The sequence below is a fragment of the Micromonospora sp. BL4 genome (assembly GCF_003667505.1).
GTDB lineage: Bacteria > Actinomycetota > Actinomycetes > Mycobacteriales > Micromonosporaceae > Micromonospora.
Genome location: NZ_RCVJ01000152.1, coordinates 1 through 26,606, shown reverse-complemented (window position 1 = coordinate 26,606; position 26,606 = coordinate 1). Strand labels below are relative to the sequence as shown.

Sequence of the window (26,606 nt, the reverse complement as noted above, 5' to 3'; positions counted from 1 at the left end):
GCCGACCAGCCCGCGATAGCCGCGGAGACGGCGCACGACGCCGGCTTCACCGAGTCGCCCGGCGGCGGTTCGCAGGTTGGGGGCGCTGGCTGGTTCGGCGATGCCGCCGGGCGACTCGGTGAAGCCGGCGTCGTGCGCCGTCTCCGCGGCGATCGCGGGCTGGTCGGCGGGCATGACGTCCGGCATGACGGGTGCGACGACCACTGCCGTTCCGTACGCGCAGATCTCCATCCACATCTCGCCGCAGTCCCGGCTGTCGAACCGCATGCCGATCACGGCGTTGGCGCCGAGCCGTAGGGCCTCCTCGCCGAGCCGGGCCACCGAGTCGGTGCGCCACCGGGTCAGGTTGTCCGGGGCCATCGGGTCGTACGCGCCACCGCGCAGGTTCTTGACCCCCTCGCGGTACGGGTTGCGCGTCCTGGCCATCGATGACACCACCTCACCGAGAATCTGGCGGATCTCGTAGCCGGGCAGTTGCTCCGTCGTCACGACCAGCACGATTCCGATGCTGTCAGGAGCGGCGTGACCCGATCGTGTGCACTAGTTCACCTGATCGGATGCTGCAAAACGACGCGGCGCGGACGGCTGGCGCAGGGCCTGCCATCCGCGCCGCGCGGGGCGCTAACCGTCAGACACCGGCCACCGAGGTGATCCAGGCCCGGTTGTACGCGACACTGCCGTAGTTCTGGATGCTCGACCCGTCGGCCGTCGAGGCCACGCCGACCTGCTGGCCGTTGTAGAACTGCGGGCCGCCCGAGTCGCCCCGCCAGGCGTTGCCGTTGATCCGGCTGCTGCGGATCGCCTGGCCGCCGTACGCGTCGCTGGCGTTGTTGCTGGTCACCCGGACGGTGGCGGTCTTCAACGTGGTGGAAGCCGAGCAGCCGCTGTAGCAGGTCATGCCCCAGCCGTAGATCGAGTTCGTGGAGTTGATCGGCGGGTTGCTGCTGGCCAGGCTCACCGCCGAGGTGCTGACGGTGCTGGAGAGGCGCATGAGGGCGAGGTCGTTGCGGGTGTAGGTGGCGCTGACGGTGCGGGTGACCCCGCCGGAGGAGCGGTTCACGCTGCCGACCCGGACGGACATGGTGCCGCTGATGCAGTGCCGGGCGGTGAGCACCCACTGCGGGGCGATCACGCTGCCGGAACAGGTGAACGAGCCGTTGCTCATCACCGCGGCGGCCCACGGGGCGGACGAGACGGTGCCGCCGCCGATGATCGGTTGCGGGCCGGCAGGGGCGGCGGACGCGCCGGACGCGGCGCCGAGAGCGCCGGCCAGCGCGACGCCGAGCAGGGCGAGCAGGGGACGGATGCGCATCGGGTGGACTCCTTGGGCGGGGCGGACCCGGGGTCGCCGGGTGCGGGAGGACGACAGCGGGGGGTCCCCGCCATCGCCGACATCGAACTCTGTCGATGTACAGTAGGGCCCACGGCGGCTGTTTTCAAGAATTTGATCGAGGTTAACCAATGTAACGATTCGGCGTCCCTCAGCGCCGTATATGCCCTGGTGGGGCCGCGTGTCCCGCGTGGTGACCCGTCCCGGCCGCCGGTTGTGTCGACCACCGCCTGAACTGCACCCGGCCGGTGCGTCCGCGACGGAATCTGCCAGGTACGCTGGCTGCGCTCGCCCGTTGTGGGTCGGCACCCAACTGCGTACACAGTCAGGAGTGCCCAGTGCCTCGCGTCGTCGTCGACGTCATGCTCAAGCCCGAGATCCTCGATCCGCAGGGCCAGGCCGTCGCAAACGCGCTGCCCCGGCTCGGCGTCAGCGACGTCGCCTCGGTTCGGATCGGCAGGCGGATCGAGATCGAGTTCACCGGTGACCCGGACCTGGACCGGGCCCGGGAGATCGCCGACAAACTGCTCGCCAACCCGGTCATCGAGGACTTCACCGTCCGCCTGGTCGAGGCCGACGAGACCGCGGACGCCCGCTCGTGACCGCCCGGGTCGGTGTGGTCACCTTCCCCGGCTCTCTCGACGACGGGGACGCGGCCCGAGCCGTCCGGATCGCCGGGGCCGAGCCGGTCCGGCTCTGGCACGGTGACCCGGAGCTGCGCGGGGTCGACGCGGTCGTGCTGCCCGGCGGCTTCTCCTACGGCGACTACCTGCGCTGCGGCGCGATCGCCCGGTTCGCCCCCGTGATGGAGACGATCGTGGACGCCGCCCGGGGTGGCCTGCCGGTGCTCGGCATCTGCAACGGCTTCCAGATTCTCTGCGAGGCGCACCTGCTGCCCGGCGCGCTCACCCGCAACCAGCACCTGCACTTCCGCAACCGGGACCAGATCCTGCGCATCGAGTCGGCCGGCACCGCGTGGACCAACACGTTCCAGCCCGGCCAGGAGGTGCTCATCCCGGTGAAGAACGGCGAGGGCTGCTACGTCGCCGACACCGCGACGCTGGACCAGCTCGAAGCCGAGGGTCGGGTGGTCGCCCGCTACGTCGGCGGCAACCCGAACGGGTCGCAGCGCGACATCGCCGCGATCACCAACCCCGCCGGCAACGTGGTCGGCATCATGCCGCACCCCGAGCACGCGGTGGAGGCGCTCACCGGTCCCTCGCTGGACGGCCTCGGCTTCTTCACTTCGGCCCTCAAGCACCTGGTGGGGGCGCCGGCGTGAGCGCGAGGAGCGAGTCCGGCGGGCACCTGCGCAGCGAGGAGAGGTCATGACCACCCATCCGGACCCGGTACGGGACACACCGGAGGCGTACTCCGCCCCGGCGCAGCCGACCGAGCCGCGCCCGGCGCAGCCCGTCGCCCCGGCCGCTCCCGCGCAGTCGGCGGCCGTCGACTGGACCGACGGCGTGGACACCGTGCCGCGCGCCGGTGGCACCCCGGGAGAGCTCCAGCCGTACACCGAACTGGGTCTTCGCGACGACGAGTACGACCGCATCCGGCAGATCCTCGGCCGGCGGCCCACTCAGTCCGAGCTGGCCATGTATTCGATCATGTGGAGCGAGCACTGCTCCTACAAGTCGAGCAAGGTGCACCTGCGCCAGTTCGGTGAGAAGGCCCCGCAGAGTGACCGACTGCTCGCCGGTATCGGCGAGAACGCCGGCGTGGTGCAGATCTCCGACGAGTTGGCGGTGACCTTCAAGGTCGAGTCGCACAACCACCCGAGCTTCGTCGAGCCGTACCAGGGTGCGGCCACCGGCGTCGGTGGCATCGTCCGGGACATCCTCGCCATGGGCGCCCGCCCGGTCGCGGTGATGGACCCGCTGCGTTTCGGCGCCGCGGACCACCCCGACACCGCTCGGGTCCTCACCGGCGTGGTCGCCGGCGTCGGCGGCTACGGCAACTGCCTCGGTCTGCCCAACATCGGTGGCGAGCTGGTCTTCGATCCGTCCTACCAGGGCAACCCGCTGCTCAACGCGCTCTGCCTGGGTGTGCTGCCGGTCGACCGTCTGCAGAACAAGGCCGCCGCCGGCCCCGGCAACGTGGTCGTGCTGATGGGCGCCAAGACCGGCCGGGACGGCATCGGCGGCGTCTCGGTGCTGGCCAGCGCCACCTTCGACGAGGGCAGCGAGCAGCGTCGCCCGGCCGTGCAGGTCGGCGACCCGTTCACCGAGAAGCTGCTGATCGAGGCCTGCCTGGAGCTGTACGACGGCCAGCTGGTCGTCGGCATCCAGGACCTCGGCGGCGCCGGGCTGACCTGCGCGCTCACCGAGACCGCCGCCGCGGCCGGCACCGGCATGCGCGTCTGGCTGGAGCGGGTGCCGCTGCGTGAGCCGTCGATGGACCCGCACGAGATCCTGGCCAGCGAGTCCCAGGAGCGCATGCTCCTGGTCGTCGAGCCGGACAAGCTCGACGCGGTGCTCAAGACCGCCGAGAAGTGGGGCGTGCTCGCCACCGCGATCGGCGAGGTCACCGCGCCGGAGCCGGACGGCAGCCCGGGCCGGTTGCTGATCACCTGGCAGGACCACCTGGTCGTCGACGTGCCCCCGGGCTCGCTGGTCGACGACGGCCCGGTCTACGCCCGGCCGATGCGTGAGCCGGCCGACCTGATCCTGCTCCAGGCCGACCGGGCCGAGACGCTTCCCCGCCCGGCCGACCCGGAGGCGCTGCGCGAGACCGTGCTGCGCATGATCGCGTCGCCGAACCTGGCCGACAAGACCTGGGTCACCGAGCAGTACGACCGCTACGTGCTGGGCAACACCGTGCTCGCCCAGCCGGAGGACGGCGGCGTCATCCGGATCGACGAGCGGACCGGGCTCGGCGTGGCGCTGTCCGTGGACGGCAACGGCCGGTACACGCGGCTCGACCCGTACAACGGCACCAAGCTGGCGCTGGCCGAGGCGTACCGGAACGTGGCGGTGACCGGCGCGAAGCCGATCGCCGTGACCAACTGCCTCAACTTCGGCTCCCCCGAGGACCCGGGCGTGATGTGGCAGTTCGCCGAGGCCGTGCGCGGCCTGGCGGACGGCTGTCTGGAGCTGGGCATCCCGGTCACCGGTGGCAACGTCAGCTTCTACAACCAGACCGGCGCCGCAGCCATCCACCCGACCCCGGTGGTCGGCGTGCTGGGTGTGCTGGACAACGTCGCCGACCGGGTTCCGATGGGCTTCGTCCCGCGCGCCGGTGGCGACCACGACCAGCTCTACCTGCTCGGTGAGACCAACGTGGAACTCTCCGGCTCGGAGTGGGCCTGGGTGACGCACGAGCACCTCGGCGGTATCCCGCCGCAGGTCGACCTGGCACGGGAGAAGGCGCTGGGCGACCTGCTGGCCGAGGCCGCCCGGGTCGGTCACCTCACCTCGGCGCACGACCTCTCCGACGGTGGCCTCGCCCAGAGCCTGGTCGAGTCCTGCCTGCGTCGCGGCGTCGGCGCCCGGATCGCGGTGCCGGAGCATTTCGCCGGCGGCTCGATGCCGTTCGTCTACCTGTTCAGCGAGTCGGCCGCACGGGCGCTGGTGTCGGTGCCGCGTGGCCACGACAAGGCGTTCGCGGCGCTCTGCGCCGAGCGGGGCGTGCCGTTCGAGCTGATCGGCGTCACCGACCCGGCCGGCGGTGCGCTGGAGGTGCACGGCCAGTTCCGGATCGGGCTGGACGAGCTGCGTGCCGCGCACACCGAGACGTTGCCGCGTCTCTTCGGCGGCGCAGCCGCCGTCGAGGTGCCCGCACCGGCGGCTGGCGTGGCGGGGGCGGTCGAGGCCGTGCCGCTGCCGGTCGCGCAGGGCGAGCCGGTGGCTGCCGAGCAGATCGATGTGGCGGCGGTGGTCTCCGAGCCGATCGCGTCGGCCGGTCCGTCCCCGCAGGCCGGTGCCGTCGAGCCGGTCGATCCTGCGGACGCCGATGGGCCGTCCGAGGCTGACTCCGGTGTCACCGACCCGTCGCCTGACGAGCGCTGAGGCCTTGGCCGCGGCCGTCTACGGCCAACCCGGGTCGGGCGCCCGATTCGACTGGGGGCTGACCGGGGCGGCTGAACTCGGCCGGGTCTGCGCCGCGCTGGTGGTGGTGGACGTGCTCTCGTTCACCACCTCGGTGGAGGTGGCGGTCGGCCGCGGCATGCGGGTGCATCCGTTCCCGTGGGGTGAGCAGGCCGCCGAGTACGCGCTGCGGGTCGGCGCGGTGGCCGCGGTGGGCCGTCGGCGGGTGACGGCGGAGCATCCGTGGTCGCTCTCGCCCGCCGCGCTGAGCACCGCGCCGGTGGTGGCGGACCTGGTGCTGCCCTCACCGAACGGCTCCGCGATCAGCGCCGCCGCCAGTGCCACCGGTCTGCCGGTGGTCGCGGCGTGCCTGCGCAACGCCCAGGCCGTCGGGCGCTGGCTGCGCCGCCAGGGGTACGGCACGACGGACGCCCCGATCGGCGTGATCGCGTCGGGGGAGCGGTGGCCGGACGGTTCGCTGCGCCCGTCGGTGGAGGACCAGCTCGGCGCGGCCAGCGTGCTCGACGCCCTCTCCGGTGTGCCCGGTGGGCTCTCCGTGGAGGCGGCCATGGCGCTCGCCGCGCTGGCCAGCACCCCCGACGTGCCCGCGGCGGTGCGGGGCAGCGTCTCCGGCCGGGAACTGACCGAGAGTGGCTTCGTCGAGGACGTCGACGTAGCCGTCCGGGTCGGCGTGTCGGAGGTCGTTCCGGTGCTCCGCCACGGCGTGTTCTCCGCAGCCTGACCGACGCGAGTTCCCCTCCGGCCCGCCGGTGGACTCTGCGGCCTGCCGGTGGACTCTGCGGCAGCGAAACGGCCGCCCGGAGATCCGAGCGGCCGTTTGCTGTGCCGTAGGTGGTGCGTGCCGGGTCAGTCGTCCAGCCAGTCGAGGCGTCGACCGCCCCGCTCGGTCGGCGGCGGGCTGTCCGCCGGTCGCGCCCGGCCGGTCTGCTGGCCGTAGCCGCCCTGGTCGTAGCCCCGGTCGTCGTAGCCGCCGGCGCGCTGCGGCGGGGGTTCCTGACCGTAGCCGCCCTGGTCGTACCCACCGGTCTGCTGGCCGTAGCCGCCCTGGTCGTAGCCCCGGTCGTCGTAGCCGCCGGCGCGCTGCGCCGCGGGTTCCTGACCGTAGCCGCCCCGGTCGTCGTAGCCACCGGTCTGCTGGCCGTAGCCGCCCTGGTCGTAGCCACCGGTCTGCTGACCGTAGCCGCCCTGGTCGTAGCCGCCAGCCTGCTGGCCGTAGCCACCGGTCGGCTCCGCCGCCGGCCCACCGTACGGGGCCGGGTCGGGCTGACCGTAGCCCTGGCCCTGCTCCGGCTGGTAGACGCCGGTGGCGTACGGGTCGGCCGGAGCCGGGTAACTCGTGCTGTCGCCGTTGTACCGGCCGGTCGGCTCGTCGAAGCGCTCGCCGTAGCCCGCGCCGCCCGCGGGAGCCGGCGGGTAGCCGGCCGCGCCGGCCGGGGCCGTGTAGTCGCGGCTGCCGTAGCCGCCGCCGGAGGACGGGGCGCTGCCGTAGCCGCCACCGGAAGCCGGTGCGCCGCCGTAGCCCGCGCCGGAACCGGGTGCGGCGCCGTAGGCGTCACCGGCTGGGCCGGCGCCGTAGCCACCCTCGGGGGTCGCCGCCGTGCCGTAGCCGCCGCCCGAGGCCGGGGCGTTGCCGTAGCCGCCGGCACCGTACCCGCCGGGCGCCGGCTCGTCGCCGTAGCCGGCGCCGCCCCAGTTCTGCTGGCCAGCGCCGCCGTACGGCTGCGCTGGCGCGCCGTACGGATCCGGTGGGACGTCGTCGACCACCGGACGGTGCATCATCGTCGGCGCCTCGCTCAGCGCCGCGCCGCCGACCATGGTCGGGTCGGGTGCGCCCAAGGGTCGGTTGACGACCCGGGTCTGGTCGTCGGCCCCGCGGAAACCGCCCCGCGCCGCCGGCACCGCGCCGGCACCCGCCGGGTCGTCATCCTCGTCGCCGTTCTCCTTGCGCCGCATCCAGAGCAGCACGATCGTGCCGACACCAGCGGCGACGAGCAGACCGCCGAGCAGGATGATCATGTACGAGCCGATGCCGCCGCCCTCGTCCTCGTTGGAGGCGTTCGCCGGGGGGCCCGCGGTGGCTTCCTCGGTGGGCTCCTCCTCGGCGCCCTCGTCGAGCGGCTCCTCGGTGGGGGTGGCCTCGGCGGTGGCGGACGGCGTGGCGCTCGGCGTCACCTCGACCTTGATCTCCAGGCTGATCCGCTGCCCGGTGACGGCCTGACCGGCGCTGGCGTTGAGGGACTTGGTGGCGAGCACGTTGTCGAAGCTGGCGCCCAGGTCGATCCGGCCCGGCGCGATCGGCTTCGCGGTGGTGCCGGTGAAGCGGAAGTTGCCGCTGCCGTCGCTGGTGGTGTCGTAGCGTCGGCCGGTGCTGTCCTGCAGCATGACCACCGCGTTCGGCACCGCCTTGCTGTTGGCCTTCGCGACCACCTTGCCGGAGACCGACCGCACGGTCTGCGCCTCCGGCGGCGGGGGTGGCGCGGCCTTGCCCTTGACGGTCAGCGAGACGGTGGCGGTGTCCGGGCCCGACTCGGCCTCGACGGCCACGGTGACGGTGGCGGTGGCGTCACCAGCGTTGTCGTTGGCCGCGATCCTGACCAGCACCGACCTGGTCGGGTTGCCCAAGCCTCCGTCCGGGAGATCCACATCGCCGCAACCGCTGGCGCAGCTGACGCCCGACGGCAGCCCGGAGAGGCTGATCTTCGCCTTCTCGTCGCCGTTGTCACCCGTCACGCGTACGGTGATCGTGGCATCGCTGCCGGCGTTCACGGTGACCGAGCCAGGTGACACGTCGACGCTTGCGGCCAGGGCTGGTGTGGCGGGGACGGCGAGCAGAGCGCTGGCAACCAGCGCTACGACCACACCGGCCCGCTGCTTCCAGGCACGTCGGTGTGTTGACACGTCCACCGCCTTCCGGACTGACTTCCCTCTGACCGGCGGGGCGCCGGGCCGGGGATCATCACGGTACGAATACGCCGTCGGCAACTATGCCTTGTCTGACTGGATCGGCGCGACCCAGGGCCAGCGTCGGGTGTTCTGCCTGCGGGTCGTATCGTCCCGTCGTGTCCTCTCCGTACAGTAAGTCCACCGCCGTTGCGGCGGCGTTGTCGGCGCTCGACGAGGGGCGTACGCCCGAAAGGCCGGTACTCCGGGAGGCGGTCCGGTCGTTGTTGGCCGGCCTCGCGGAGCGCGCCCCCGGCCGATCGGTGGAGGTGCGCGTCCCACCATACGGTGCGATCCAGTGCGTTCCCGGTCCTCGACACACCAGGGGAAACCCACCAAACGTGGTCGAGATGGCCCCGGACACCTGGCTCGCGCTGGCCACCGGGCGAATTGACTGGGCCGAGGCGGTCACCGAGGGTCGCGTCCAGGTGAGCGGGGTCCGGGCGGACCTCTCGGCATATCTGCCCCTCTAGCTGCCCCGATGTCCGGCCCTCAGTGACGCTCGGCAGGGAAACCGTGACTTTCTGTATTGACGACGATTCGCGTACACTGTCAGGCGACGACAGTGGTCCCGGCCAAGGAGTGTGGATCCACCCGTGATCCCCGCCCGGCCGGTCCAGACCAGCATGAGGGAGCGGTAGTGCCCCGAGGCGACGGCCGGCTGAGCCACGACCTTGATCCCCAACGACCCGGCCCCCAGGACGCCTGTGGCGTCTTCGGCGTCTGGGCCCCGGGGGAAGAGGTCGCCAACCTGACCTACTTCGGTCTCTACGCCCTGCAGCACCGCGGCCAGGAGGCGGCGGGCATGGCGGTGAGCGACGGCTCCGGCGTGGTGGTCTACAAGGACCTCGGCCTGGTGGCCCAGGTCTTCGACGAGCCCACCCTGGCCAGCCTGCGCGGCCACCTGGCGATCGGGCACGCCCGCTACTCCACGACCGGCGCCTCGAACTGGGAGAACGCCCAGCCGACGATCCGGTCGACGAGTGCCGGCACGACGATCGCGCTGGCCCACAACGGCAACCTGGTCAACACCACCGAGCTGGAGAAGGAGGTCGCCGAGCGCGGCCTCGTCGCGGACGGCTCGACCAACGACACCTCGCTGGTCACCATGCTGCTGGCCAGCCGCCCGGACCTGTCGGTCGAGGCGGCCGCCCTGGAGGTGCTGCCGCAGCTGCGGGGCGCGTTCAGCTTCGTCTTCATGGACGAGTCGACGCTCTACGCGGCCCGTGACCCGCACGGCGTACGCCCGCTGGTCCTCGGTCGTCTGGAGCGCGGCTGGGTGGTGGCCAGCGAGACCGCCGCCCTGGACATCGTCGGCGCCAGCGTGGTGCGCGAGGTCGAGCCGGGCGAGCTGATCGCGATCGACGAGGACGGGCTGCGGTCGACCCGTTTCGCGTCGCCGGAGCCGAAGGGCTGCCTCTTCGAGTACGTCTACATCGCCCGCCCGGACGCCACGATCGCCGGGCGCAACGTGCACGCGGCGCGGGTGCAGATCGGTCGGCAGCTGGCCAAGGAGCATCCGGTCGAGGCCGACCTGGTGATCCCGGTGCCGGAGTCCGGCACCCCGGCCGCGATCGGCTACGCCGAGGCGTCCGGCATCACCTACGGCGCGGGCCTGATGAAGAACCCGTACGTGGGCCGCACCTTCATTCAGCCGTCGCAGACCCTGCGGCAGCTCGGCATCCGGCTGAAGCTCAACCCGCTGCGGGAGAACGTGCGGGGCAAGCGGCTGGTGGTGGTGGACGACTCGATCGTCCGTGGCAACACCCAGCGGGCCATCGTGCGGATGCTGCGGGAGGCGGGGGCGCTGGAGGTGCACGTCCGGATCTCCTCCCCGCCGGTGAGCTGGCCGTGCTTCTACGGCATCGACTTCGCCACCCGGGCGGAGCTGCTGGCCAACGGGTTGGACAACGACGGCATCCGGCGTTCCATCGGTGCCGACACGCTCGGTTACGTTTCGCTTACCGGCCTGATCGCGGCGACCGAGCAGCCGAAGACCCGGCTGTGTCGGGCGTGTTTCGATGGGGAGTACCCGATCGAGCTGCCGGCTGGCAACCTGATCGGCAAGCACGTGCTCGAAGGGGTGGGCCGACGGGTCGCCAACTCGGCACCGGAGGCCCCGCACACCAACGGCCCGCTCGTCGCCACTCCGGGTGGCGTGACCGCAAACCGCCCGTAGCACCAAACTGGCGCGGCCCGGCCACCGCCGGCGCGGCACCGAGAACCACAAAGGGGAGAACCGTGACGCACGTGTCCGAGCGCAGCGGCGCAGGAAGCAGCCCGACCGGCGCCGGCGGCGACCGCCAGCTCTGGACGGCCGGCGCCGGCCGTCAGGCGCGCAAACGCTCGGTCTCGTACGCCGACGCCGGGGTCTCCATCGACGCGGGTGACCGCGCGGTGGAGCTGCTCAAGTCGAAGGTGCGCCAGACCCGTCGCCCCGAGGTGCTGGGCGACCTCGGCGGCTTCGCGGGCCTGTTCCGGCTGGACACGACGAAGTACAAGAACCCGATCCTGGCCTCCTCCACGGACGGCGTGGGCACCAAGCTGGTGATCGCCCAGCAGATGGACATCCACGACACGGTCGGCATCGACCTCGTCGCGATGGTCGTCGACGACCTGGTGGCCTGCGGTGCCGAGCCGCTCTTCCTGCTCGACTACATCGCCACCGGTGAGGTCGTGCCGGACAAGGTCGCCGAGATCGGCGCGGGCATCGCCGACGGCTGCCGGTACGCCGGCTGCGCGCTGCTGGGCGGGGAGACCGCCGAGCACCCCGGCGTGCTCCGCCCGGACGAGTACGACATCTCGGCGACCGGCGTCGGCGTGGTCGAGGAGAGCGACATCCTCAGCCCGGACCGGGTCGAGGTGGGTGACGTCGTGATCGCCATGCGCTCCTCCGGACTGCACTCCAACGGCTACTCCCTGGTCCGGCACGTGCTGCTCGGCGCGGCCCGGATGCGGCTGGACATCGTGATCGACGACTTCGGCCGGCAGCGGACCCTGGGTGAGGAGCTGCTCACGCCGACCAAGATCTACGCCAAGGACTGCCTCAAGCTGATCGCCGAGGCCGAGGTGCGGGCGCTGTCCCACGTCACCGGCGGCGGCATTCCCGGCAACCTGGTCCGGGTGCTCCCGGAGCACGTCGACGCGGTGGTCAACCGGTCCACCTGGAAGCCGCAGCCGGTCTTCGACCTGATCCAGTCGAAGGGCCGGATCGACGACTCGGAGATGGAGTCGACCTTCAACATGGGTGTCGGCATGTTCGCGATCGTCTCGGCCGAGGACGCCGACCGGGCGCTGGCCACGCTGACCGGCCGTGGGGTCGAGGCGTGGCAGGCCGGCGAGATCATCGAGGGCACCGGCAACGTGCAGATGGTTGGCCAGCACACCCGCGGATGATCACGCTCTGGTGATCGTACGGGCACCTGATCAGGGCTTCACCCGAGTGGCCAATGCCGCCTAGCCTGAAGGGCACCCTCAGGCTAGGCGGAGGAGGGCGATGGCTGCTCGGGGACGGTCGTTCAGCGGGATGCGTGGTCTGGCCACGGTCCCGTCCTACGTCGTGATGCAGCCCACCACCCTCTGCAACCTCGACTGCGCGTACTGCTACCTGCCGTTCCGGGCCGCCGACCGGCGTATGCCGGTGCCGGTGGCCGAGGCGGTGGCGGCGGCGGTCAACCCGTGGGCGGCGGCCGGCCGGTTCTCGGTGGTGTGGCACGGCGGCGAGCCGCTGGCGGCCGGCCGGGAGTGGCTCGCCGACCTGATCGCGCCGTTCGGGCCCGAGGTCGAGCACCACGTGCAGACCAACGCCACGCTGATCGACGACGACTGGTGCGCCTTCTTCGCCCGGCATGACGTGCGGGTGAGCGTGAGCGTGGACGGACCCCGCGAGCGCAACGGCGACCGGGTCAACCGGGGCGGTCAGCCCGCGTACGACCGGATCATGCGCGGGGTGGACGCGTTGCGCCGGCACGGCCTGCCGTTCTCCGCGCTGGCCGTGGTGTCCCGGCCCGAGCCGGGGCTCGCCGCCGAGCTGTACGACTACTTCCTCGGCCTGGGCTGCGACGTGCTGGGCATCAACGTCGAGGAGACCGAGGGCGTCAACACCCGCGACAATCGCCACGATCCGGCGGCGGTGACCACGTTCTGGGCCGAGCTGGTAGCGGCCTGGCGCCGGGAGCCCCGGATCCACCTGCGTGAGATCGAGTGGTCGCTGCGCTACGCCGCGGCGGTGCTCGACGACTCGGCGGACGCGGTGCTGCCGCGACGGCTGGACCCGATCCCGACCATCGGGCACGACGGCTCGGTGACCGTGCTCTCCCCGGAACTCGCCGGCTTCACCGACCCCCGCTACGGCGACTTCAGCAGCGGAAACGTGCTGACCACCCCGCTGACCGAGATCCTCACCGGCGCCGGGGAGACCCCGTGGGTGGGCGAGTTCCTGACCGGGGTCGAGGCGTGTCGGGCGTCCTGCCCGTACTTCGGCTTCTGCGGTGGTGGTCATGCCGCCAACCGGTACTTCGAGTTGGGGCGCTTCGACGGTACGGAGACCGAGCACTGCCGCAACAGCAAGATCCGCCTACTGGAGGGAGTGTTGGAGCATGCCAGAGACCATCAGTCACCGGCCACCTGAACGCGGAGTGGATGACGCTCCGGACGGAGTCGCCGAGCGGGTGCGGGAGGTTGCCCCGGGGCTTGTCGCGCTCCTGCAGGAGGCCGAGGACGCGCGGCGGCTGCGGGCGGAGGTGCCGGGCGGGGGCGGCACCAGCGCGGTCTGCGCCTGGAACCACTTCGAGAACATCCCGACCTTCTACAACTGGAACAACCGACCCCGCTGAGGGCTACCGCGTTCAGGGGCCTGTCGAACGGCCGGAGTCGTCTCCGGCCGCGCCAGGCCCCTGACCGTCGGCACTGGTCCCGCTCTCGATGGGCAGATGCATGAGCACGCGGGGGTCACCGCGTGCTCAGCTGCGTCGAGAGGTCAGCGGGTCGGACGGATCCAGGGATCCGGGTCGTCGTCCGCGTGATCCTCATCATCGTCGTCGACGAACTCTTTAGAGTCGTCGTCGAAGTGGTGCTCAGACTTACCAGCACCCGCCAGTTCACGCTGCAAGGCGGTGAGGTCGGTGTTCGGGGAGTGGTACTTCAACTCCCGGGCCACCTTCGTCTGCTTGGCCTTAGCACGGCCGCGCCCCATGGCTCGACCCCCTCGCACAGAATGCGGGGCAGCCCGAAGGCGGGCCCCGATGACGTCAGGCATCTCTCGTGGCTCTTACGGTACATGGGGATGCCATCGTTCGGCACCTCGGGTTACCGTCAGCCGGCTCTGCGAGTCGCGGCGATCCGGCCGTCACCCAGTGTACCTGGTAAGGAGCGGAGCGGAGAGCACCCGTGACACCGGACAAAACACCCTAAACGTGGACCGGGCCTCAGCCTACCGATCGCTGGCCGGCGGTGGGCCCGGAGGCGGATCCGGTCGTCGGTCCGCCTCCGGGGGACGCTCAGCGCAGGTGGATCGTGCGGAGGCGGCCGACCTCGGCCATCCGCCGCTCCGCCAGCCGGTCCGCGGCCACCGCCGGGGGCACACCCTCGGCGTCGGCCAGCCGCAGGATCTGACGGGTCGTGTCGTAGATCCGGGTGGCCCGAAGCTTCGCCCGGTCGAAGTTGAAGCCCTCGATCTCGTCCGCCACCTGGATCACGCCGCCGGCGTTGACCACGTAGTCCGGGGCGTACAGGATGCCCCGGTCGGCCAGCAGCTTCTCGATGCCCGGGTGGGCGAGCTGATTGTTCGCCGCCCCGGCGACCACCTTGGCGCGCAGCGCCGGCACGGTGTCGTCGTTCAGTGCCCCGCCCAGCGCGCACGGGGCGTACACGTCGATGTCCGCGGCGACCAGCGCGGCGGCGTCGTCCACCAGGGTGATCTGCGGGTGGTTGGTGCGTGCCCACTCCTGCGCCTTCGGGCTGACGTCGGTGGCCACCACCTCGGCGCCGTCCTCCAGCAGGTGCCCCGTCAGGTACTTGCCGACCTTGCCCAGACCGGCCACACCGACCCGGCGGCCGCGCAGGCTCGGGGTGCCCCACACGTGCTCGGCGGTGGCCCGCATGCCCTGGAAGACGCCCCAGGCGGTCAGGATCGAGGAGTCACCCGCGCCGCCGTGCTCCACGCTGCGGCCGGTCACGTAGCGGGTCTCCCGGGCCACGACGTCCATGTCCGCCACGTAGGTGCCGACATCGCAGGCGGTGTAGTAGCGGCCGGCCAGCGACTCCACGAAGCGGCCGTACGCGCGCAGCAGCGCCTCGCTCTTGATCTGCTCGGGGTCGCCCCAGATGACCGCCTTGCCGCCGCCCAGGTCGAGCCCGGCCAGAGCGTTCTTGTACGCCATCCCGCGGGACAGGTCGAGCACGTCGGCGAGCGCCGCGTCCTCGTCGGCGTACGGGTAGAAGCGGGTGCCGCCCAGCGCCGGCCCCAGCGCTGTGGAGTAGATCCCGATGATCGCCTTCAGGCCGCTCTGCTTGTCCTGGCAGAACACGATCTGTTCGTGACCGGTCGAGACCGGGTCGTCGGTGCTCGCGAATACGCCCATGGCTTGCTCCTGGAGTGGGGTGCGCCCTTGTGGGACGCGGACCTGGTGGACCCCGGCGGGGATGCTGCCGGTGTGGTCGAGCCTAGTATCGGCCGCCCTGGCGTCGCCCGACGCGCCGCCGCCGTCTCACGTTGCGGCGCGCGTGGTCCGGCCGCTGACCGCGTCCGGGCGCGGTTCGTGGGAGGATCGCGCCGTGCCGTCGCTCTTCGCTTCTTACCTGCGCGTGTACGAACCGCTGACCGCCTTCGACCGGGAACGGCAGAGCTACTGGCGCCGCTACGTCTCCGAGGGACGGGCGGTGGCCCCGGTGGAGGGTCCCGGCCGGCAGCGGACGGCGGTGATCGAGGCGCTGGGCGCGGGCTGGACGCGGTTGCCGGACCCGCCGGAGGAGGCGTACGTCCTGGAGACGGACGACAGCCTGCTGGTCTGCCCCTGGAACCTGCGGATCCGGGTCGCTGAGGCGGCGCTCAGCGCCCGGGACGGGGTGCCCTCGGTGCTCGCCGACGCCTTCGTGCCGCCGGTGCTGGCCGGGCAGGCCAGGGCGGTCGTGGACGACTGGCGCAGCGGCGCCCGCGTGCTGGAGCATGGGGTGCCCCGGGTGCACGAGCAGATCGCCACCTGGGGTGTGCCGCTGCGCTGGTTCGTGCTCTTCGACCCGGCCGAGCGGGACCTGGTCACCCAGCCGGGCCGCCGGGCGCTGCGCTACCGCACCGAGATCTCCAAGGCCCGCCGCCGCTCGTCGCGGGCGCTCTCGGTGCTGCGCAAGTCGGTGGGCGAGGCCCCGATCACCGAGGCGGTGGAGGAGGCGGCCCGCTGGCTGGAGGAGTTCCACCCGCGCTCGGTGGTGGAGCTGGACTACGGCGGCCTGGTCGACCTGCTCTCCGATGAGACGCTGGCCGCGGACGACTCCCCTGAGCTGGTCGCGAGCGGCCTCGCCGGGCTGTCGCGTGGTGAGGCCGACGAGGCGTCCGCCGCGTACGACAAGCTGGTGGCACGGTGGCGTGCGGTGCAGCTGCTGGAGCGGTGCAACTGAGGCAAATCGCCCGCAGAGCGCTCCCAAGGCGAGGTGTGCTCGTAGTTGACGCATCACGAACCGTGATCATGAGTCCGAATAAGGTACTTTCTGCCGTGTAAAAGTCGTAAAAATCGGGCATGGTTCATCCGTCCGTCTAGGGACCTTCATCCGTTCGGCCCATGTCGGACATCGGGGACTAGCCGGACCATGGGAGACGCGTCGGCCGGCGGGACCCCGGCCGATGTCTATACATGTGGAGGAGTGACCGATGGCATCGCGAACGCACGAACCAGAGCCGCTACTCACGCCGGCCGAGGTGGCGTCGATGTTCCGTGTCGACCCGAAGACGGTGACCCGGTGGGCCAAGGCTGGCAAGCTCAGCGCCATCCGCACGCTGGGTGGTCACCGTCGATACCGCGAGTCGGAGGTCAGGGCGCTGTTGCAGGGCCAGATCCCGCAGCAGCGGCAGGGCGACTGAGCGCAGGTTTTCCGGTCAGGGGCGGTGGATCGCGATCCGCCGCCCCTTTCCATGCCGGTCGGCGTCAACCGGCCGCAGACCCCGTCCGGCCTCAGCCCTGCCCCTCGGCGAGCGTCACCCGGATGCCCACCGTGCCACCCTCGCCCCGGCGCAGCCGGCTGCCGAGCAGGCTCAGCCGACCGAGCAGCCGGTACTTGTGCTTGAGCAGGTCGCGTACCCGACCGGTGTCGCCGTTGCCGTAGATCGTCGCGTGCGCGGGCACCTCCGCCCCGTGCGGCCGGCCCCGCACGTCGCACGGCGCCACGGTCACGTCGCCGTTGCGGCGGATCCGCTTCACCTTGCCCGAGTCGGCCCGTGTCCAGACCGCCAACGCCTCGCCGTCGCGGACCGACCAGACGGGCGTCGGCACCGCCCGACCGTCCTTGCGGAAGGTCGTGAGCAGGATGTACTTCTCGGCCGACAGCCGGTCCAACGTGGTCACGCCGCCAGGATACGACCGCTGCGGGCTGCTGAGTGGCCGGATAGCGTGACGTCATGACGGGGGAGCCTCAAATTGGTGACGTGATCGGCGAACTGCTGCGGGACACGCTCGCCGTGGCCACCGGGGTGGGCCCTCGACCTCTGGTCGGTGGGCGGCTGCCCCGACCGGTCATCGAGATCATTGAACGGGACGACGGGTTGATCAATGGTGCGCCGGCCGCGCACTACCTGGACGGCCCAGCGGACTGGCAGCCGTACGACCACCGGGCGGTGGACCGGGTCCGGGGCGAGACGCTGGACATCGGCACCGGCGCCGGCCGGATCGCGCTGCTGCTCCAGGAGCGCGGCGTACCGGTCACCGGGCTGGACACCTCGGCGGGCGCGCTGGCGGTGAGCCGGCGCCGCGGCGTCCGACGTCTGGTGCACGGCACGGTGGACACGCACGTCGCCGACGGCCAGCGGTACGACACCTTCCTGCTCCTCGGCAACAACCTGGGGCTGTTCGAGGGGCGGGAGCGGGCACCGGGCTTCCTCGCCGCGCTGGCCGCACTGGCCCGGCCGGGAGCGCAGATCATCGCGCACGGCACCGACCCGTACGGCACCCGCGACCCGCTGCACACCGGCTACCACGAGCGCAACCGCCGCCGGGGCCGGCTCGGCGGTCAGCTCCGGCTCCGCCTGCGCTACCGGGAACTGGGCACCGAGTGGTTCGACTATCTGGTCTGCTCGGCGGAGGAGTTCGACGCGCTGGTGCGGGGCAGTGGCTGGCGGCTGACCGATGTGGACGACCGGGACGCTCCCTACTACCTGGCCACCCTGCGCCTCGCCGGCTGACGCCACCAAGGGGTCCCTGTCATCGCCTGCTGCGTGACAAGGACCCCTGGCGCACGGCTCAGACCTGGACGGTCGGGGGCAGTTGCTCGGGCGGGAGGCCGCCGTCGCCGTCGACCACCTCGTCGGGGGTGCCGTCCTCGTCGATGTCGACCATGGTGATGTCCACCTTGCCGTCACCGTTGGTGTCGAACTGGAACAGGTCGGCCTTGCCGTCGCCGTCGGTGTCCACCACCCACACGTCGGTCTTGCCGTCGTTGTTGGTGTCGGCGCGCAGCAGGTCGACCCGCTCGTCTCCCCGGGTCTCCACCGTCTCGCCGTCGGTGCTGCCCGGGTCGGTGACGCTCTCCGGTGCCTGGCTCATGTCGACTGGTCCTTCCCTCGGTTGACGGGCGGTCTGTACCCGATCCCGCGCTCCCCCACGCATGGGCCTGCTCCCCGTGCTGCATAGGGTCGCACCATGAGCGAGCGGACCAGGCGGATCACCCGGGCCGGCGTGGCGGGGACCCCGCGCGCCGCCGGGCGGGACAGGGAGGCGTGATGAGCGATCGTTTCGTGGTCGTCGGTGCGGGCACGATGGGGCTCGGCATCGCGTACGTGGCGGCCGGGGCGGGCTACGCCGTCGAGCTGGTCGAGGTGGACCCTGACCGGGGCGCGACCGCGCTGAACCGGCTCGCCGAGCTGTGGGAGCGGGCGGTGCAGCGCGGGAAGCTGAGCGCCGACGACGCCGCGGCGAACCGACAGCGGGTGACGCTGCGCCCGTCCCTGGCCGAGGTCGCCCCCAACCCGGAGGTGATCGTGGAGGCGGTGCCGGAGCGGCTCGACCTGAAGCGGGCGGTGCTGCGCGACGCCGCCGCGCTGCACCCGGCGCTGCTGGGCAGCAACACCTCCAGTATCGCCATCGGCGACCTGGCCGCCGGTCTGGACAAGCCCGAGCGCTTCGTCGGCCTGCACTTCTTCAACCCGGTCTGGGCGATGGCGCTGCTGGAGATCGTGGTCGGCCCGGCCACCGCCGAGGAGATCACCACCGCGGCCGTCGCGCTCGCCACCCGGCTGGGCAAGGACCCCGTCGTGGTACGCGACCTGCCCGGCTTCGCCACCTCGCGGCTCGGGGTCACCCTCGGCCTGGAGGCGATCCGGATGGTCGCCGACGGGGTGGCCAGCCCGGCCGACATCGACAAGGCGATGGTGCTGGGCTACCGGCACCCGATCGGGCCGCTGGAACTGACCGACCTCGTCGGCCTGGACGTGCGGCTGGACATCGCCCGCACCCTCCAGGCCGCGTACGGGGATCGGTTCGCGCCGCCGCCGTTGCTGGTGGAGATGGTGGCCGACGGGCGGCTGGGCAAGAAGTCCGGGCACGGCTTCTACCGGTGGGAAGGCGGTGCCAAGCAGTGAGCGGGCCAGGACTGCGGATCGAGGAGCGCCCGGACCGGCTGGTGGTCACCCTGGACCGGCCGGAGAAGCGCAACGCCATCGACGCCGACCTGATCGCCGAGCTGCACCAGGTCTGCGCCGAGTTGGAGGCGCGCCCCCGGCTGCTGCTGCTCACCGGGGGCGCGGCGGGCATCTTCGCCGGCGGCGCCGACATCGGTCAGCTCCGCGAGCGGGGTCGTACGGACGCACTGGCCGCGATCAACTCGGCGGCGTTCGCCCGGATCAGGGCGCTGCCGATGCCGAGCGTGGCGGCCGTGGACGGTCCGGCGCTGGGCGGTGGCGCGGAGCTGGCGTACGCCTGCGATCTGCGGGTGTGCACGGCGCGGGCGGTCTTCGGCCAGCCGGAGGTCCGGTTGGGCATCCTGGCCGGCGCCGGCGCGACCCATCGGCTGCCCGCGCTCATCGGTGAGGCCCGGGCGAAGGAGCTGCTGTTCACCGGCCGGCGGGTGGATGCCGCCGAGGCGCTGCGGATCGGTCTGGTGAACCGGGTGGTGGACGAGCCCGCTGAGCTGCTGGCGGTGGCGCACGGGCTGCTGGACGAGATGGCCCAGGGTTCGTCGCTGGCGCTGCGGTTGACCAAGCTGGCGGTCGACGCTCCGGCGGGCGCGCACCCGCAGCTCGACCTGGTCAGCCAGGCGGTGCTCTTCGAGGACGAGGAGAAGCACCGCCGGATGACCGAGTTCCTGGAGCGCCGCCGGACCCGGTGATCCCCGAAACGGAAACGGCCGCACCGGCGGGATGCCGGTGCGGCCGTCGAGGTCCGCGGTCGGTGCTCAGTGCCGGATCTGCACTCCGCTGTCGGCGAGCGCCCGGATCACCTGGGCGGATTCGCCGAAGCCGATGACCAGCACGGCGTCCGCGCCGAAGTCCTTGATCTCCTTGGCACCACCGGAGAAGTCGACCGGCGGAGCCTTGGCGTCGGCCGGCGGCTCGTAGGTGAGCAGCTTGATGCGGTCCTCGGCGATGCCGGCCTTCTGCAGCTCGTCACGGGCGGTGGCCTGGAGGCCCTCGCCGTAGGAGTCCTTGCGGGCGACGATGACGATCTTCTGCGACCCGTCGCGGAGGATCACGTCGGCCAGCGCCCGGCCCTGGAGGCTGTCCGGCGGGGCGGTCCGGAAGTAGAGGCCGTTGTCCTCCACATCGGTCAGGCCGGCGTCGGTGTTGCACGGCGAAAAGAGGATCTTTCCGGCCTTCACCACATCCGGCAGCACCGCCCGGGAGATACCGGATGCGCCGGCGCCGATGATCAGGCTGACGCCGTCCGACACGTGCTTGGCCACGGTCGCCTTGGCCACCGTCGGGTTGGTGCCGTCGTCGCCGTCCACCCAGGTCACCGGCTTGCCCAGCGCGCCGCCAGCGGCGTTGACCTCTCTGATCGCCAGCGCCGCGCCGGCCGCCATCGGCGCGTAGGAGAGCGCCAGGTCACCGGTCTTCGGCAGCAGGCCGCCCAGAATCAGCGGCTCCTGGTCGGGCTTGTCTCCCGACGGCTGCTTCTTCGGCTTGGGCGGCGTCTTGGTGCTCGCCGCCGACTCGGTGCCCGCCCCGACGAACTCGGTCTTGCCGTCGTTGATCTGCTGCCCGTCGAAGGTCAGCGTCGCGTAGCTCGCGGTGGCCGGCTCGCCCTTGTCGGTGAAGCCCGCCCGGGTCAGCGACACGCTGCGGTACTCGATGTCCCGCCCGGCGCGGGCCAGCGTCAGGCAGGTAACCGGGTCCTCGCAGCGTTGACCGTTGTTGGTCACGCCGACGATCTGCTTCGCGATGGCCGCCGGGTCGGTGCTCCCGGCCAACTGGGCGGCGAGCACCCCGATCACGACCGCGTCGTACGTCTCGGCGGAGTAGAGGTAGTCCGTCAGCGCCGGATCGACGGACCGTAGCCGGCTCTTGAAATCCTCCGGTAGCGGGGTGAGCGGCGTCGTTCCCTTCATCCCATCGACGAGATTGGCACGTTCCTTCAACTCCGCAGGGTAGGAGTTGAGCATGTTGCCGTCCGTGCCATAGAGGCGCACCTGTTGGGCGCTTTTCTCCTCGGCCTTGTCATTCCCGCACGCGCTTGTGGCAAGCAGGATCGTCGCGCAGGCAGCCAGTGAGGCCACCCGCGAGCGGCGTGATACGAGCATGGTCGTCCTTCCTCCGGCGAAGGTCCGCTGCGCACATTAGCGTGCCCGGGCCAGCGGCGGGACCGTGGAGGTGGCGTAATGCGCAGGTCGCCCGCCTTGAACACGGAGAGTGACGGTCGCCGGGGGCCTTGACCGCCTCTCCTACTGTGCGCTGAGTGACGGACCTACCACAGCAGACGTTCGATGACGCGGCCGCCGTGCTCCACTCGGCGCTCGCCGGGGATGGCGACGCGGTGGTGGGGGCATTCGACGCGGTCGTCGAACGCGCCGGCCTGAGCGGCGCCTACGGGGTCGCCTGGTGCCTGGCCGCGACCATGCTCGGTGACGCCCCGCGCGGTAGCGGCTGCGCCCTGGACTTCCCGGAGATCGATCAGGCGGATTACGACACCCGCTGGGTGGCCCGCTTCGTCAGCGCGTACGCCAACCGGGACGTGCCGACCGGGGAGGCGCTGTTCGGCGCGGCGGAGGCCGACGGGCTGCTCCCGGACTGCCTGCTCACCCTCGCCGGGTCGACGATCGCCACCCTGCGCAGCAGGGCCGGCTGACAGCGCCGCCCGGCGCCCCCCGGGCAGTCGCTCAGAACGCGTGGTACGCGACCAGCGGCTCGTACTCGTAGCGCAGGTTGTCGAAGCGGACCCGGAAGTTGACCCCGTCGCGGACATTGGTCGCCACCACGACCCAGCCGGAGTTGGCCGGCAGGTAGGTCCAGTAGTTGCAGGCGCCCGTCTTGTCGACGAATATCACGCACGCCTCGGTGCCGTACGCGCTGGCGTTGCGTACGTTGATGTCGCGGCAGCGGCTCGTGGTGCGGTACGTGCCGGCCTGACCGCCGTAACCGCCGGTCTGGAAGTAGGACCGGACGGCCCCGCCGTAGCACGTGGCGAGCGGCGCGAAGAGGTTCACCTCGGGGCCGGCCGGCGCGGCCACGGCGGGCGTGCCGAGCGAGAGCAGTGCCGCGGCCGTGGCGGCGGCGAGCAGGCGGGCGCTCGTGGATGACATGCATGCCTCCGAACAGTGGGGTTGACCGTCCGTACAGGACGGTGGATCCGAACGTGACGATGATACGTATCGATCAATGCCAGCGCGGTCCCGTGCCGGACGGAGGATGTGATAGCTCTGGGGGATGTCCGAGGCCATGCTCAGCAAGGTGCGCAAGCTGCTCGCCCAGGCCGAGGACCCGGCCTGCACGCCGGCGGAATCCGCCGCGTTCACCGCCAAGGCGACCGAGTTGATCGCCCGCTACGGCGTGGACCGGGCGCTGCTCGCCGCGCGGGACCCGGCCACCGACCCGGTCGGCGACCGCGTGGTGGACATCGTCGCCCCGTACGCCCGGGACAAGGTCGGCCTGCTCGCCGCGGTCGCCGAACCGTTGCGCTGCCGCTGCGTACGCCGTCGGCAGGGCAACGGGTTCGCGCTGCACCTGTTCGGCTTCGCCAGCGACCTGGAACGGGTCGATCTGCTCTTCACCTCGCTGCTCGTGCAGGCGGCGCACGGCCTGGCCGGCACGGCGGTGCCGGCGGGCGAGCATCCGGCCGCCTTCCGCCGGTCCTGGCTCGCCGGCTTCGCGCAGGTGATCGGGGGACGGCTCTGGGCGGCCGAGACGGCGGCGGCCAGCGGCTCGGGTACGCCGTCGGTGGCGCTCGTGCTGGCCGACCGCTCCGACCGGGTGCAGCGGCGACTCGCCGAGCAGTACCCACGGCTGCGCACCGCGCCGCCGCGCCGGTTGGCCGGCACCGGCTTCGGGTCCGGGGCGGAAGCTGGACAGCGCGCGGACCTGGGCGGCCGGGACCTCGGCGGCGGCACGGTCAGGGAACGACGACTCGGCCGCTGACCGACCGCGGAGCGGGGCCGTCGGTCAGGCGGGGGTGGTGGGGTGGCGACGCGACACCGTGGCGAGGTAGCGGGTGAGCAGCTCGTGCCAGCCGGCGGTGAGCGCCTTGCGGTATCCCTCGGCCGCCTCGCCGTGCCGGTCGAAGTGCCGGTGCTCCAGCTCGACCCGGGTGCGTTCGGGGCCGTCGGGGAGAAACAGCACCTCCACCTCGCTGGCCCGGGCCGGGTCCGGCACCGGAACCCGGTCCGGACCGATCTGCCAGACGAAGACCAGCCGGCGCGGCGGGTCCCAGGTGAGCACCCGGCCCCAGTCGGCGCGAAAGCCGTACGGACCGATCTCGTAGAGCATGCCGCCGGCCCGCGGCTCCATGCCCAGCTCGGCCAGGGCCTCCGGACCGGACCAGGTGTATTCGGTGACCCACCACTCGGTCAGGTCGTCGGTGAAAACCCCGAACGCGTGCTCGGCTGCGCCCGGGACGAGGAGGGTGCACCGTAAGGAGAACCGTTCCAGGTCCTGCCGAATGTCGGCCGGATCAGCCATCTCCTGTCCCATAGGCCCGGACCATACCGGCTGATGCCCCGGTGTGCAGCTTCGCAAGGTGCCCGGTTCCGGACAGAGGGTCGCCGGACCGTCACGGACGGATGGCCCGCGAGAAAGCGGGTAACCGCGCCGGACGGCCCGGACTGGTCGGGCGGGAGTGCGGCGGAGCGGGAGAGCATGAGCGAGAGCGCGCAGCAGCGGAAGCCGGACCGGGACGTGGAGCGGCCGGACCCGGCCGACCGCGGTGGGGATCCGGATGTCCTGCTCGACATCCCGAAAGTCTCGGTCGACTCGATCCGGCTGGCCGTGGACGGGCTGGACGCGGACCTGTCTCTGCGGGCCCGGTTGGCCAACCTGCTCCAGCTCGACGCCGGCGTACGGGTGCACCTGCAAGGCGTCGAACTGGACATCAACGGGGTGCACGCCGAGGCGCAGCTGCGGGTGCGGCTGGAGCAACTGGTGACCATTCTCGGCCGGGCCCTGGAGACGATCGACAACAACCCGCAGATCATCGAAGCCATCTCCCGGACGGCCGGCGCCACGATTGACGACGTCAACCGCAGCACCCAGCAGTTGGCCACGGGGGCCGCCGAGGTCACCGGGTCGGCGCAGCGCACCGGCGACGTACGCGACCGGCAGGTCGGCGCGGGCGCCGACCGGAACCGACCGGGCCCGAGCCGTCCCGGCCCGGGCGAGCCGGGCCGCGCCGAGCCCGCCGGTCCGGGCGGACGCCGCCCGGAGGATCGCCCACCCGAGCGGCAGGGGACGCCGGGGCCGGGACCCGAGGGGAAGGGACCTGAGCGGCCGGGACCTGAGGGGAAGGGACCTGAGGCGAAGGGACCTGAGGCGAAGGGACCCGAGGGGAAGGGACCCGAGGGGAAGGGACCTGAGGGGAAGGCGCCCGAGCGGCCGGGTGCCGAGCAGCCGGGACCTGAGCGGCAGGCCCGTGACCAGAGCGGCGGATCGACGGCTCCCGGCCCCGGACCCTCAAGGGGTGGCGATGCCGGTGGGCAGGGCGGTGCCGGGCAGGGCGGTGCCGGTGGCGGACCGGGTGGGGCGCAGGCCGCTGCGCAGAGCGCGGCGCAACTCGCCGAGCAGGCGGGGGAGACCCTGCGCCAGGCCGGGCGCAGCGTGTGGGAGGCGATCCAGGGCGGCATGGCGCAGCACCGTCAGCAGGGGCGCCGGGACGACTGACGCCAGCCGGGGAACTCGCCTCCACCACGGTGACGTGAAGGCGCTGATAACGTCCACCTGTGTCGATGTTCCGTACGCCGCAGGTCATCCTCTTCAGTGCGGACGTTCCGCGCGCCGTCAGGTTCTACTCGGGTCTCGGGTTCACCGAGACGTTCCGGGTCCCGACCGAGGGCGAGCCGATTCACGTTGACCTCGTGCTCGACGGCTACAAGATCGGGATCGCCTCGGTCGCCTCCACCCGCGATGATCACGGCCTCGACCCGGTGCCCGAGGGCCAGCGGGCCGCCGTGATCCTGTGGACCGATGACACGGCTTCCGCGTACGCCCAGATCACCGGGAGCGGCGCTCCCGCGCTGGCGTCACCCCACGAATGGCTCGGTCGCCTGCTGATCGCCTGGACCGCCGACCCGGACGGCAACCCGATCCAGATCGTCCAGACGCTCTGACCCGTACGCGATCCGCCGGCCGGCTCTCCGACGGGTCCTACCCGTGGCCGGGGTGCCCGCAGTGGGGCAGGTGCGGCCGGCGGGATGCGAGGCCGCAGCCAAGCGGGATACAGCAAGATCCCCACCTGCGTCTCCGCTGGTGGGGATCTCTGTAGCCCGGCGAAAGGCTATGTGGCCAGGGGCGGGGTCGAACCGCCGACCTTCCGATTTTCAGTCGGACGCTCGTACCAACTGAGCTACCTGGCCGTACCGCTCGGCTCATGCTACCCGCCAACCGGTCGAACCGTTGGCAGGGTCACACGCTCCGATACGCAGAACGCCGCGCTGGGCGCGGCGTCGGCGCTGCGGTCCTGACGGGACTTGAACCCGCGACCTCCGCCTTGACAGGGCGGCGAGCACTCCAACTGCTCCACAGGACCTAGCTTGTGTTGCTCCGGCTTGCGCCGGTCGTGCCCCCAACGGGATTCGAACCCGTGCTACCGCCTTGAAAGGGCGGCGTCCTGGGCCGCTAGACGATGAGGGCGGCCCCGCCATCATTGCACATTCGCAACATCAAGCGGACTTGCTCCCATCCGGCCCCGCCGGAGGCTTGGAAAGCATACGTGATGCGTGGTCGGTCGACAAAACCGGTATGGCCGGGGCCGCGGATCCAGGCATTACCGCAGGTCAGAGCCGGTCTAGCGGAGTCGGGTGATGCCGAAGCGGCGCTTCAGGTCGGCGATCACGTGCGGGCAGGCGGCGAGCGTCGCGCCCCGGTTACCGCCCCCGTCGTGCAGGAGTACGACGGCGCCGGGACGGGCGGCGGAGTGGACCCGCTTGGCGATCGTGACGGCAGTCGGCTTGTCCCAGTCCTGCGGGTCGACGTTCCAGTGCAGCGGCCGCATGCCGAGATCCTTCGCCACCGCCAGCACCTCCGGCGTCCACCGGCCGCCCGGCTGCCGGTAGAAGGGCACCGACGCCTTCGGGGCGGCTGCCTGGATGGCCTTGTTCGTCCGGGCCAGGTCGGCCCGGATCTCGGCAACCGGCCGTCGAGCCAGCTCGAGGTCGTGCCGCCAGCTGTGGTTGCAGAGCTGATGTCCCTCCCGGACGATGCGCCGGACCAGCTCCGGGTGGCGCCGCACCTCCTGACCGACCAGGCAGAAGGTGGCGGTCACCCGGGCCGCCCGCAGCTGGTCGAGCACCTTGGGCGTCCACGCCGGGCTGGGCCCGTCGTCGAAGGTCAGGGCCACCGGGCGTACGCCGGTGCTGCGGCGTAGGCCGGCCGGGAGCTTGGCCGGCAGCGGGCGCAGGGTGGGCTTCGGCGGCTTGGCCCGGGTCTGTCTCTTATCCACATCTTC

At 71.9% G+C, this 26,606-nt stretch carries 28 protein-coding genes, 3 tRNA genes and 1 pseudogene; 18 read left to right on the top strand and 14 right to left on the bottom strand.

The window, feature by feature from the left end:
• Together EAD89_RS19900 and EAD89_RS19895 are read right to left on the bottom strand one after the other, a co-directional pair.
• A pseudogene (locus tag EAD89_RS19900) lies at positions 1-604 on the bottom strand (YbjQ family protein); the annotation flags it as partial.
• Between the two features lie 24 nt (positions 605-628).
• Positions 629-1,312, bottom strand: a complete 684-nt coding sequence (locus EAD89_RS19895; protein WP_121655727.1) for a trypsin-like serine protease — start codon at positions 1,310-1,312, stop codon at positions 629-631.
• Between the two features lie 356 nt (positions 1,313-1,668).
• On the opposite strand from EAD89_RS19895, the gene purS reads away from it, so the two are divergent.
• The 4 genes from purS to EAD89_RS19875 are packed head-to-tail and all read left to right on the top strand — an operon-like array spanning position 1,669 to position 6,100.
• Entirely contained in the window at positions 1,669-1,932 is a 264-nt protein-coding gene (gene purS, locus EAD89_RS19890; protein WP_121655728.1) for a phosphoribosylformylglycinamidine synthase subunit PurS, read from the top strand.
• Entirely contained in the window at positions 1,929-2,612 is a 684-nt protein-coding gene (gene purQ, locus EAD89_RS19885; RefSeq protein ID WP_121676785.1) for a phosphoribosylformylglycinamidine synthase subunit PurQ, read from the top strand. Before purS ends, purQ begins: the two co-directional genes overlap by 4 nt.
• 46 nt (positions 2,613-2,658) lie before the next feature.
• Positions 2,659-5,340, top strand: coding sequence for a phosphoribosylformylglycinamidine synthase subunit PurL (purL, locus tag EAD89_RS19880; protein WP_121676784.1), 2,682 nt, complete (start codon positions 2,659-2,661; stop codon positions 5,338-5,340).
• 4 nt (positions 5,341-5,344) lie between these two features.
• Complete coding sequence (locus EAD89_RS19875; RefSeq protein ID WP_121676783.1) at positions 5,345-6,100, top strand: 2-phosphosulfolactate phosphatase; 756 nt, start codon at positions 5,345-5,347, stop codon at positions 6,098-6,100.
• 125 nt (positions 6,101-6,225) lie between these two features.
• Here EAD89_RS19875 and EAD89_RS19870 read toward each other — a convergent pair whose 3' ends face one another.
• Positions 6,226-8,277, bottom strand: coding sequence for a carboxypeptidase-like regulatory domain-containing protein (locus tag EAD89_RS19870; protein WP_121676782.1), 2,052 nt, complete (start codon positions 8,275-8,277; stop codon positions 6,226-6,228).
• A gap of 161 nt (positions 8,278-8,438) precedes the next feature.
• Here EAD89_RS19870 and EAD89_RS19865 point away from each other — a divergent pair, with 161 nt between their 5' ends.
• The 5 genes from EAD89_RS19865 to amcA all read left to right on the top strand — a co-directional run bounded on the left by EAD89_RS19865 (position 8,439) and on the right by amcA (position 13,154).
• Positions 8,439-8,792 (top strand): sterol carrier family protein, encoded by a 354-nt coding sequence (locus tag EAD89_RS19865; protein WP_233578836.1) that lies wholly within the window; start codon positions 8,439-8,441, stop codon positions 8,790-8,792.
• Positions 8,793-8,959: 167 nt separating this feature from the next.
• Positions 8,960-10,498 carry an amidophosphoribosyltransferase gene (gene purF, locus EAD89_RS19860; protein WP_121655731.1) on the top strand — a complete coding sequence of 513 codons (1,539 nt, stop codon included), beginning with the start codon at positions 8,960-8,962 and terminating at the stop codon, positions 10,496-10,498.
• Between the two features lie 62 nt (positions 10,499-10,560).
• Complete coding sequence (purM, locus tag EAD89_RS19855) at positions 10,561-11,715, top strand: phosphoribosylformylglycinamidine cyclo-ligase (protein ID WP_121655732.1); 1,155 nt, start codon at positions 10,561-10,563, stop codon at positions 11,713-11,715.
• 130 nt (positions 11,716-11,845) lie between these two features.
• Positions 11,846-12,949, top strand: coding sequence for a cyclophane-forming radical SAM peptide maturase AmcB (gene amcB, locus EAD89_RS19850; protein ID WP_305034188.1), 1,104 nt, complete (start codon positions 11,846-11,848; stop codon positions 12,947-12,949).
• The gene (gene amcA, locus EAD89_RS19845) at positions 12,918-13,154 is read left to right on the top strand and encodes a multiple cyclophane-containing RiPP AmcA (protein ID WP_121655734.1); all 237 of its coding nucleotides are present in this window, start codon (positions 12,918-12,920) and stop codon (positions 13,152-13,154) included. Before amcB ends, amcA begins: the two co-directional genes overlap by 32 nt.
• A gap of 143 nt (positions 13,155-13,297) precedes the next feature.
• Here amcA and EAD89_RS19840 read toward each other — a convergent pair whose 3' ends face one another.
• Together EAD89_RS19840 and EAD89_RS19835 are read right to left on the bottom strand one after the other, a co-directional pair.
• Entirely contained in the window at positions 13,298-13,513 is a 216-nt protein-coding gene (locus tag EAD89_RS19840; protein WP_074315844.1) for a DUF3073 domain-containing protein, read from the bottom strand.
• Between the two features lie 304 nt (positions 13,514-13,817).
• A complete protein-coding gene (locus tag EAD89_RS19835) occupies positions 13,818-14,900 on the bottom strand; it encodes a Glu/Leu/Phe/Val dehydrogenase (protein WP_121676781.1) in 1,083 nt (360 codons plus the stop codon).
• Positions 14,901-15,093: 193 nt separating this feature from the next.
• On the opposite strand from EAD89_RS19835, the gene EAD89_RS19830 reads away from it, so the two are divergent.
• Positions 15,094-15,933 carry a hypothetical protein gene (locus tag EAD89_RS19830; protein WP_121655756.1) on the top strand — a complete coding sequence of 280 codons (840 nt, stop codon included), beginning with the start codon at positions 15,094-15,096 and terminating at the stop codon, positions 15,931-15,933.
• Between the two features lie 250 nt (positions 15,934-16,183).
• Positions 16,184-16,393: a BldC family transcriptional regulator gene (locus EAD89_RS19825; protein ID WP_007073996.1), complete on the top strand. Its 210-nt coding sequence runs from the start codon at positions 16,184-16,186 to the stop codon at positions 16,391-16,393.
• A 91-nt stretch (positions 16,394-16,484) separates the two neighbouring features.
• Here the strand turns inward: EAD89_RS19825 and EAD89_RS19820 are convergent, their stop codons facing one another.
• On the bottom strand, positions 16,485-16,874 hold the full coding sequence (locus EAD89_RS19820; RefSeq protein WP_121655736.1) for a PPOX class F420-dependent oxidoreductase: 390 nt from the start codon (positions 16,872-16,874) through the stop codon (positions 16,485-16,487).
• Between the two features lie 53 nt (positions 16,875-16,927).
• On the opposite strand from EAD89_RS19820, the gene EAD89_RS19815 reads away from it, so the two are divergent.
• Positions 16,928-17,707, top strand: a complete 780-nt coding sequence (locus tag EAD89_RS19815; protein WP_121676780.1) for a bifunctional 2-polyprenyl-6-hydroxyphenol methylase/3-demethylubiquinol 3-O-methyltransferase UbiG — start codon at positions 16,928-16,930, stop codon at positions 17,705-17,707.
• A gap of 58 nt (positions 17,708-17,765) precedes the next feature.
• Here the strand turns inward: EAD89_RS19815 and EAD89_RS19810 are convergent, their stop codons facing one another.
• Positions 17,766-18,068, bottom strand: coding sequence for a hypothetical protein (locus EAD89_RS19810; RefSeq protein WP_121676779.1), 303 nt, complete (start codon positions 18,066-18,068; stop codon positions 17,766-17,768).
• A gap of 176 nt (positions 18,069-18,244) precedes the next feature.
• Between EAD89_RS19810 and EAD89_RS19805 the strand changes: the two genes are divergently transcribed.
• Positions 18,245-19,102: a 3-hydroxyacyl-CoA dehydrogenase family protein gene (locus EAD89_RS19805; protein WP_121676778.1), complete on the top strand. Its 858-nt coding sequence runs from the start codon at positions 18,245-18,247 to the stop codon at positions 19,100-19,102.
• The gene (locus EAD89_RS19800) at positions 19,078-19,848 is read left to right on the top strand and encodes an enoyl-CoA hydratase/isomerase family protein (RefSeq protein ID WP_121676777.1); all 771 of its coding nucleotides are present in this window, start codon (positions 19,078-19,080) and stop codon (positions 19,846-19,848) included. The genes EAD89_RS19805 and EAD89_RS19800 overlap by 25 nt, the downstream gene beginning before the upstream one ends.
• Before the next feature lie 66 nt (positions 19,849-19,914).
• Here EAD89_RS19800 and EAD89_RS19795 read toward each other — a convergent pair whose 3' ends face one another.
• Positions 19,915-21,258 (bottom strand): ABC transporter substrate-binding protein, encoded by a 1,344-nt coding sequence (locus EAD89_RS19795; RefSeq protein WP_121676776.1) that lies wholly within the window; start codon positions 21,256-21,258, stop codon positions 19,915-19,917.
• A gap of 155 nt (positions 21,259-21,413) precedes the next feature.
• On the opposite strand from EAD89_RS19795, the gene EAD89_RS19790 reads away from it, so the two are divergent.
• Positions 21,414-21,803 (top strand): hypothetical protein, encoded by a 390-nt coding sequence (locus EAD89_RS19790; RefSeq protein ID WP_121655742.1) that lies wholly within the window; start codon positions 21,414-21,416, stop codon positions 21,801-21,803.
• A 31-nt stretch (positions 21,804-21,834) separates the two neighbouring features.
• Here EAD89_RS19790 and EAD89_RS19785 read toward each other — a convergent pair whose 3' ends face one another.
• Positions 21,835-22,257, bottom strand: coding sequence for a hypothetical protein (locus EAD89_RS19785; RefSeq protein WP_121676775.1), 423 nt, complete (start codon positions 22,255-22,257; stop codon positions 21,835-21,837).
• A gap of 124 nt (positions 22,258-22,381) precedes the next feature.
• Between EAD89_RS19785 and EAD89_RS19780 the strand changes: the two genes are divergently transcribed.
• The gene (locus EAD89_RS19780; protein WP_121676774.1) at positions 22,382-23,089 is read left to right on the top strand and encodes a DUF2786 domain-containing protein; all 708 of its coding nucleotides are present in this window, start codon (positions 22,382-22,384) and stop codon (positions 23,087-23,089) included.
• 24 nt (positions 23,090-23,113) lie between these two features.
• Here EAD89_RS19780 and EAD89_RS19775 read toward each other — a convergent pair whose 3' ends face one another.
• Positions 23,114-23,641 carry an SRPBCC family protein gene (locus EAD89_RS19775; protein WP_121676773.1) on the bottom strand — a complete coding sequence of 176 codons (528 nt, stop codon included), beginning with the start codon at positions 23,639-23,641 and terminating at the stop codon, positions 23,114-23,116.
• A gap of 165 nt (positions 23,642-23,806) precedes the next feature.
• On the opposite strand from EAD89_RS19775, the gene EAD89_RS19770 reads away from it, so the two are divergent.
• Positions 23,807-24,823 carry a hypothetical protein gene (locus EAD89_RS19770; RefSeq protein ID WP_121676772.1) on the top strand — a complete coding sequence of 339 codons (1,017 nt, stop codon included), beginning with the start codon at positions 23,807-23,809 and terminating at the stop codon, positions 24,821-24,823.
• Positions 24,824-24,888: 65 nt separating this feature from the next.
• Complete coding sequence (locus tag EAD89_RS19765) at positions 24,889-25,269, top strand: glyoxalase/bleomycin resistance/extradiol dioxygenase family protein (RefSeq protein WP_233578840.1); 381 nt, start codon at positions 24,889-24,891, stop codon at positions 25,267-25,269.
• A 172-nt stretch (positions 25,270-25,441) separates the two neighbouring features.
• Here the strand turns inward: EAD89_RS19765 and EAD89_RS19760 are convergent.
• The 4 genes from EAD89_RS19760 to EAD89_RS19745 all read right to left on the bottom strand — a co-directional run.
• A tRNA-Phe gene (locus EAD89_RS19760) sits at positions 25,442-25,515 on the bottom strand.
• Positions 25,516-25,614: 99 nt separating this feature from the next.
• A tRNA-Asp gene (locus EAD89_RS19755) sits at positions 25,615-25,688 on the bottom strand.
• Between the two features lie 31 nt (positions 25,689-25,719).
• Positions 25,720-25,792 (bottom strand) — tRNA-Glu (locus EAD89_RS19750).
• Between the two features lie 154 nt (positions 25,793-25,946).
• Positions 25,947-26,606: polysaccharide deacetylase family protein (locus EAD89_RS19745; RefSeq protein WP_147458838.1), on the bottom strand; the 660-nt coding region annotated here is incomplete at its 5' end.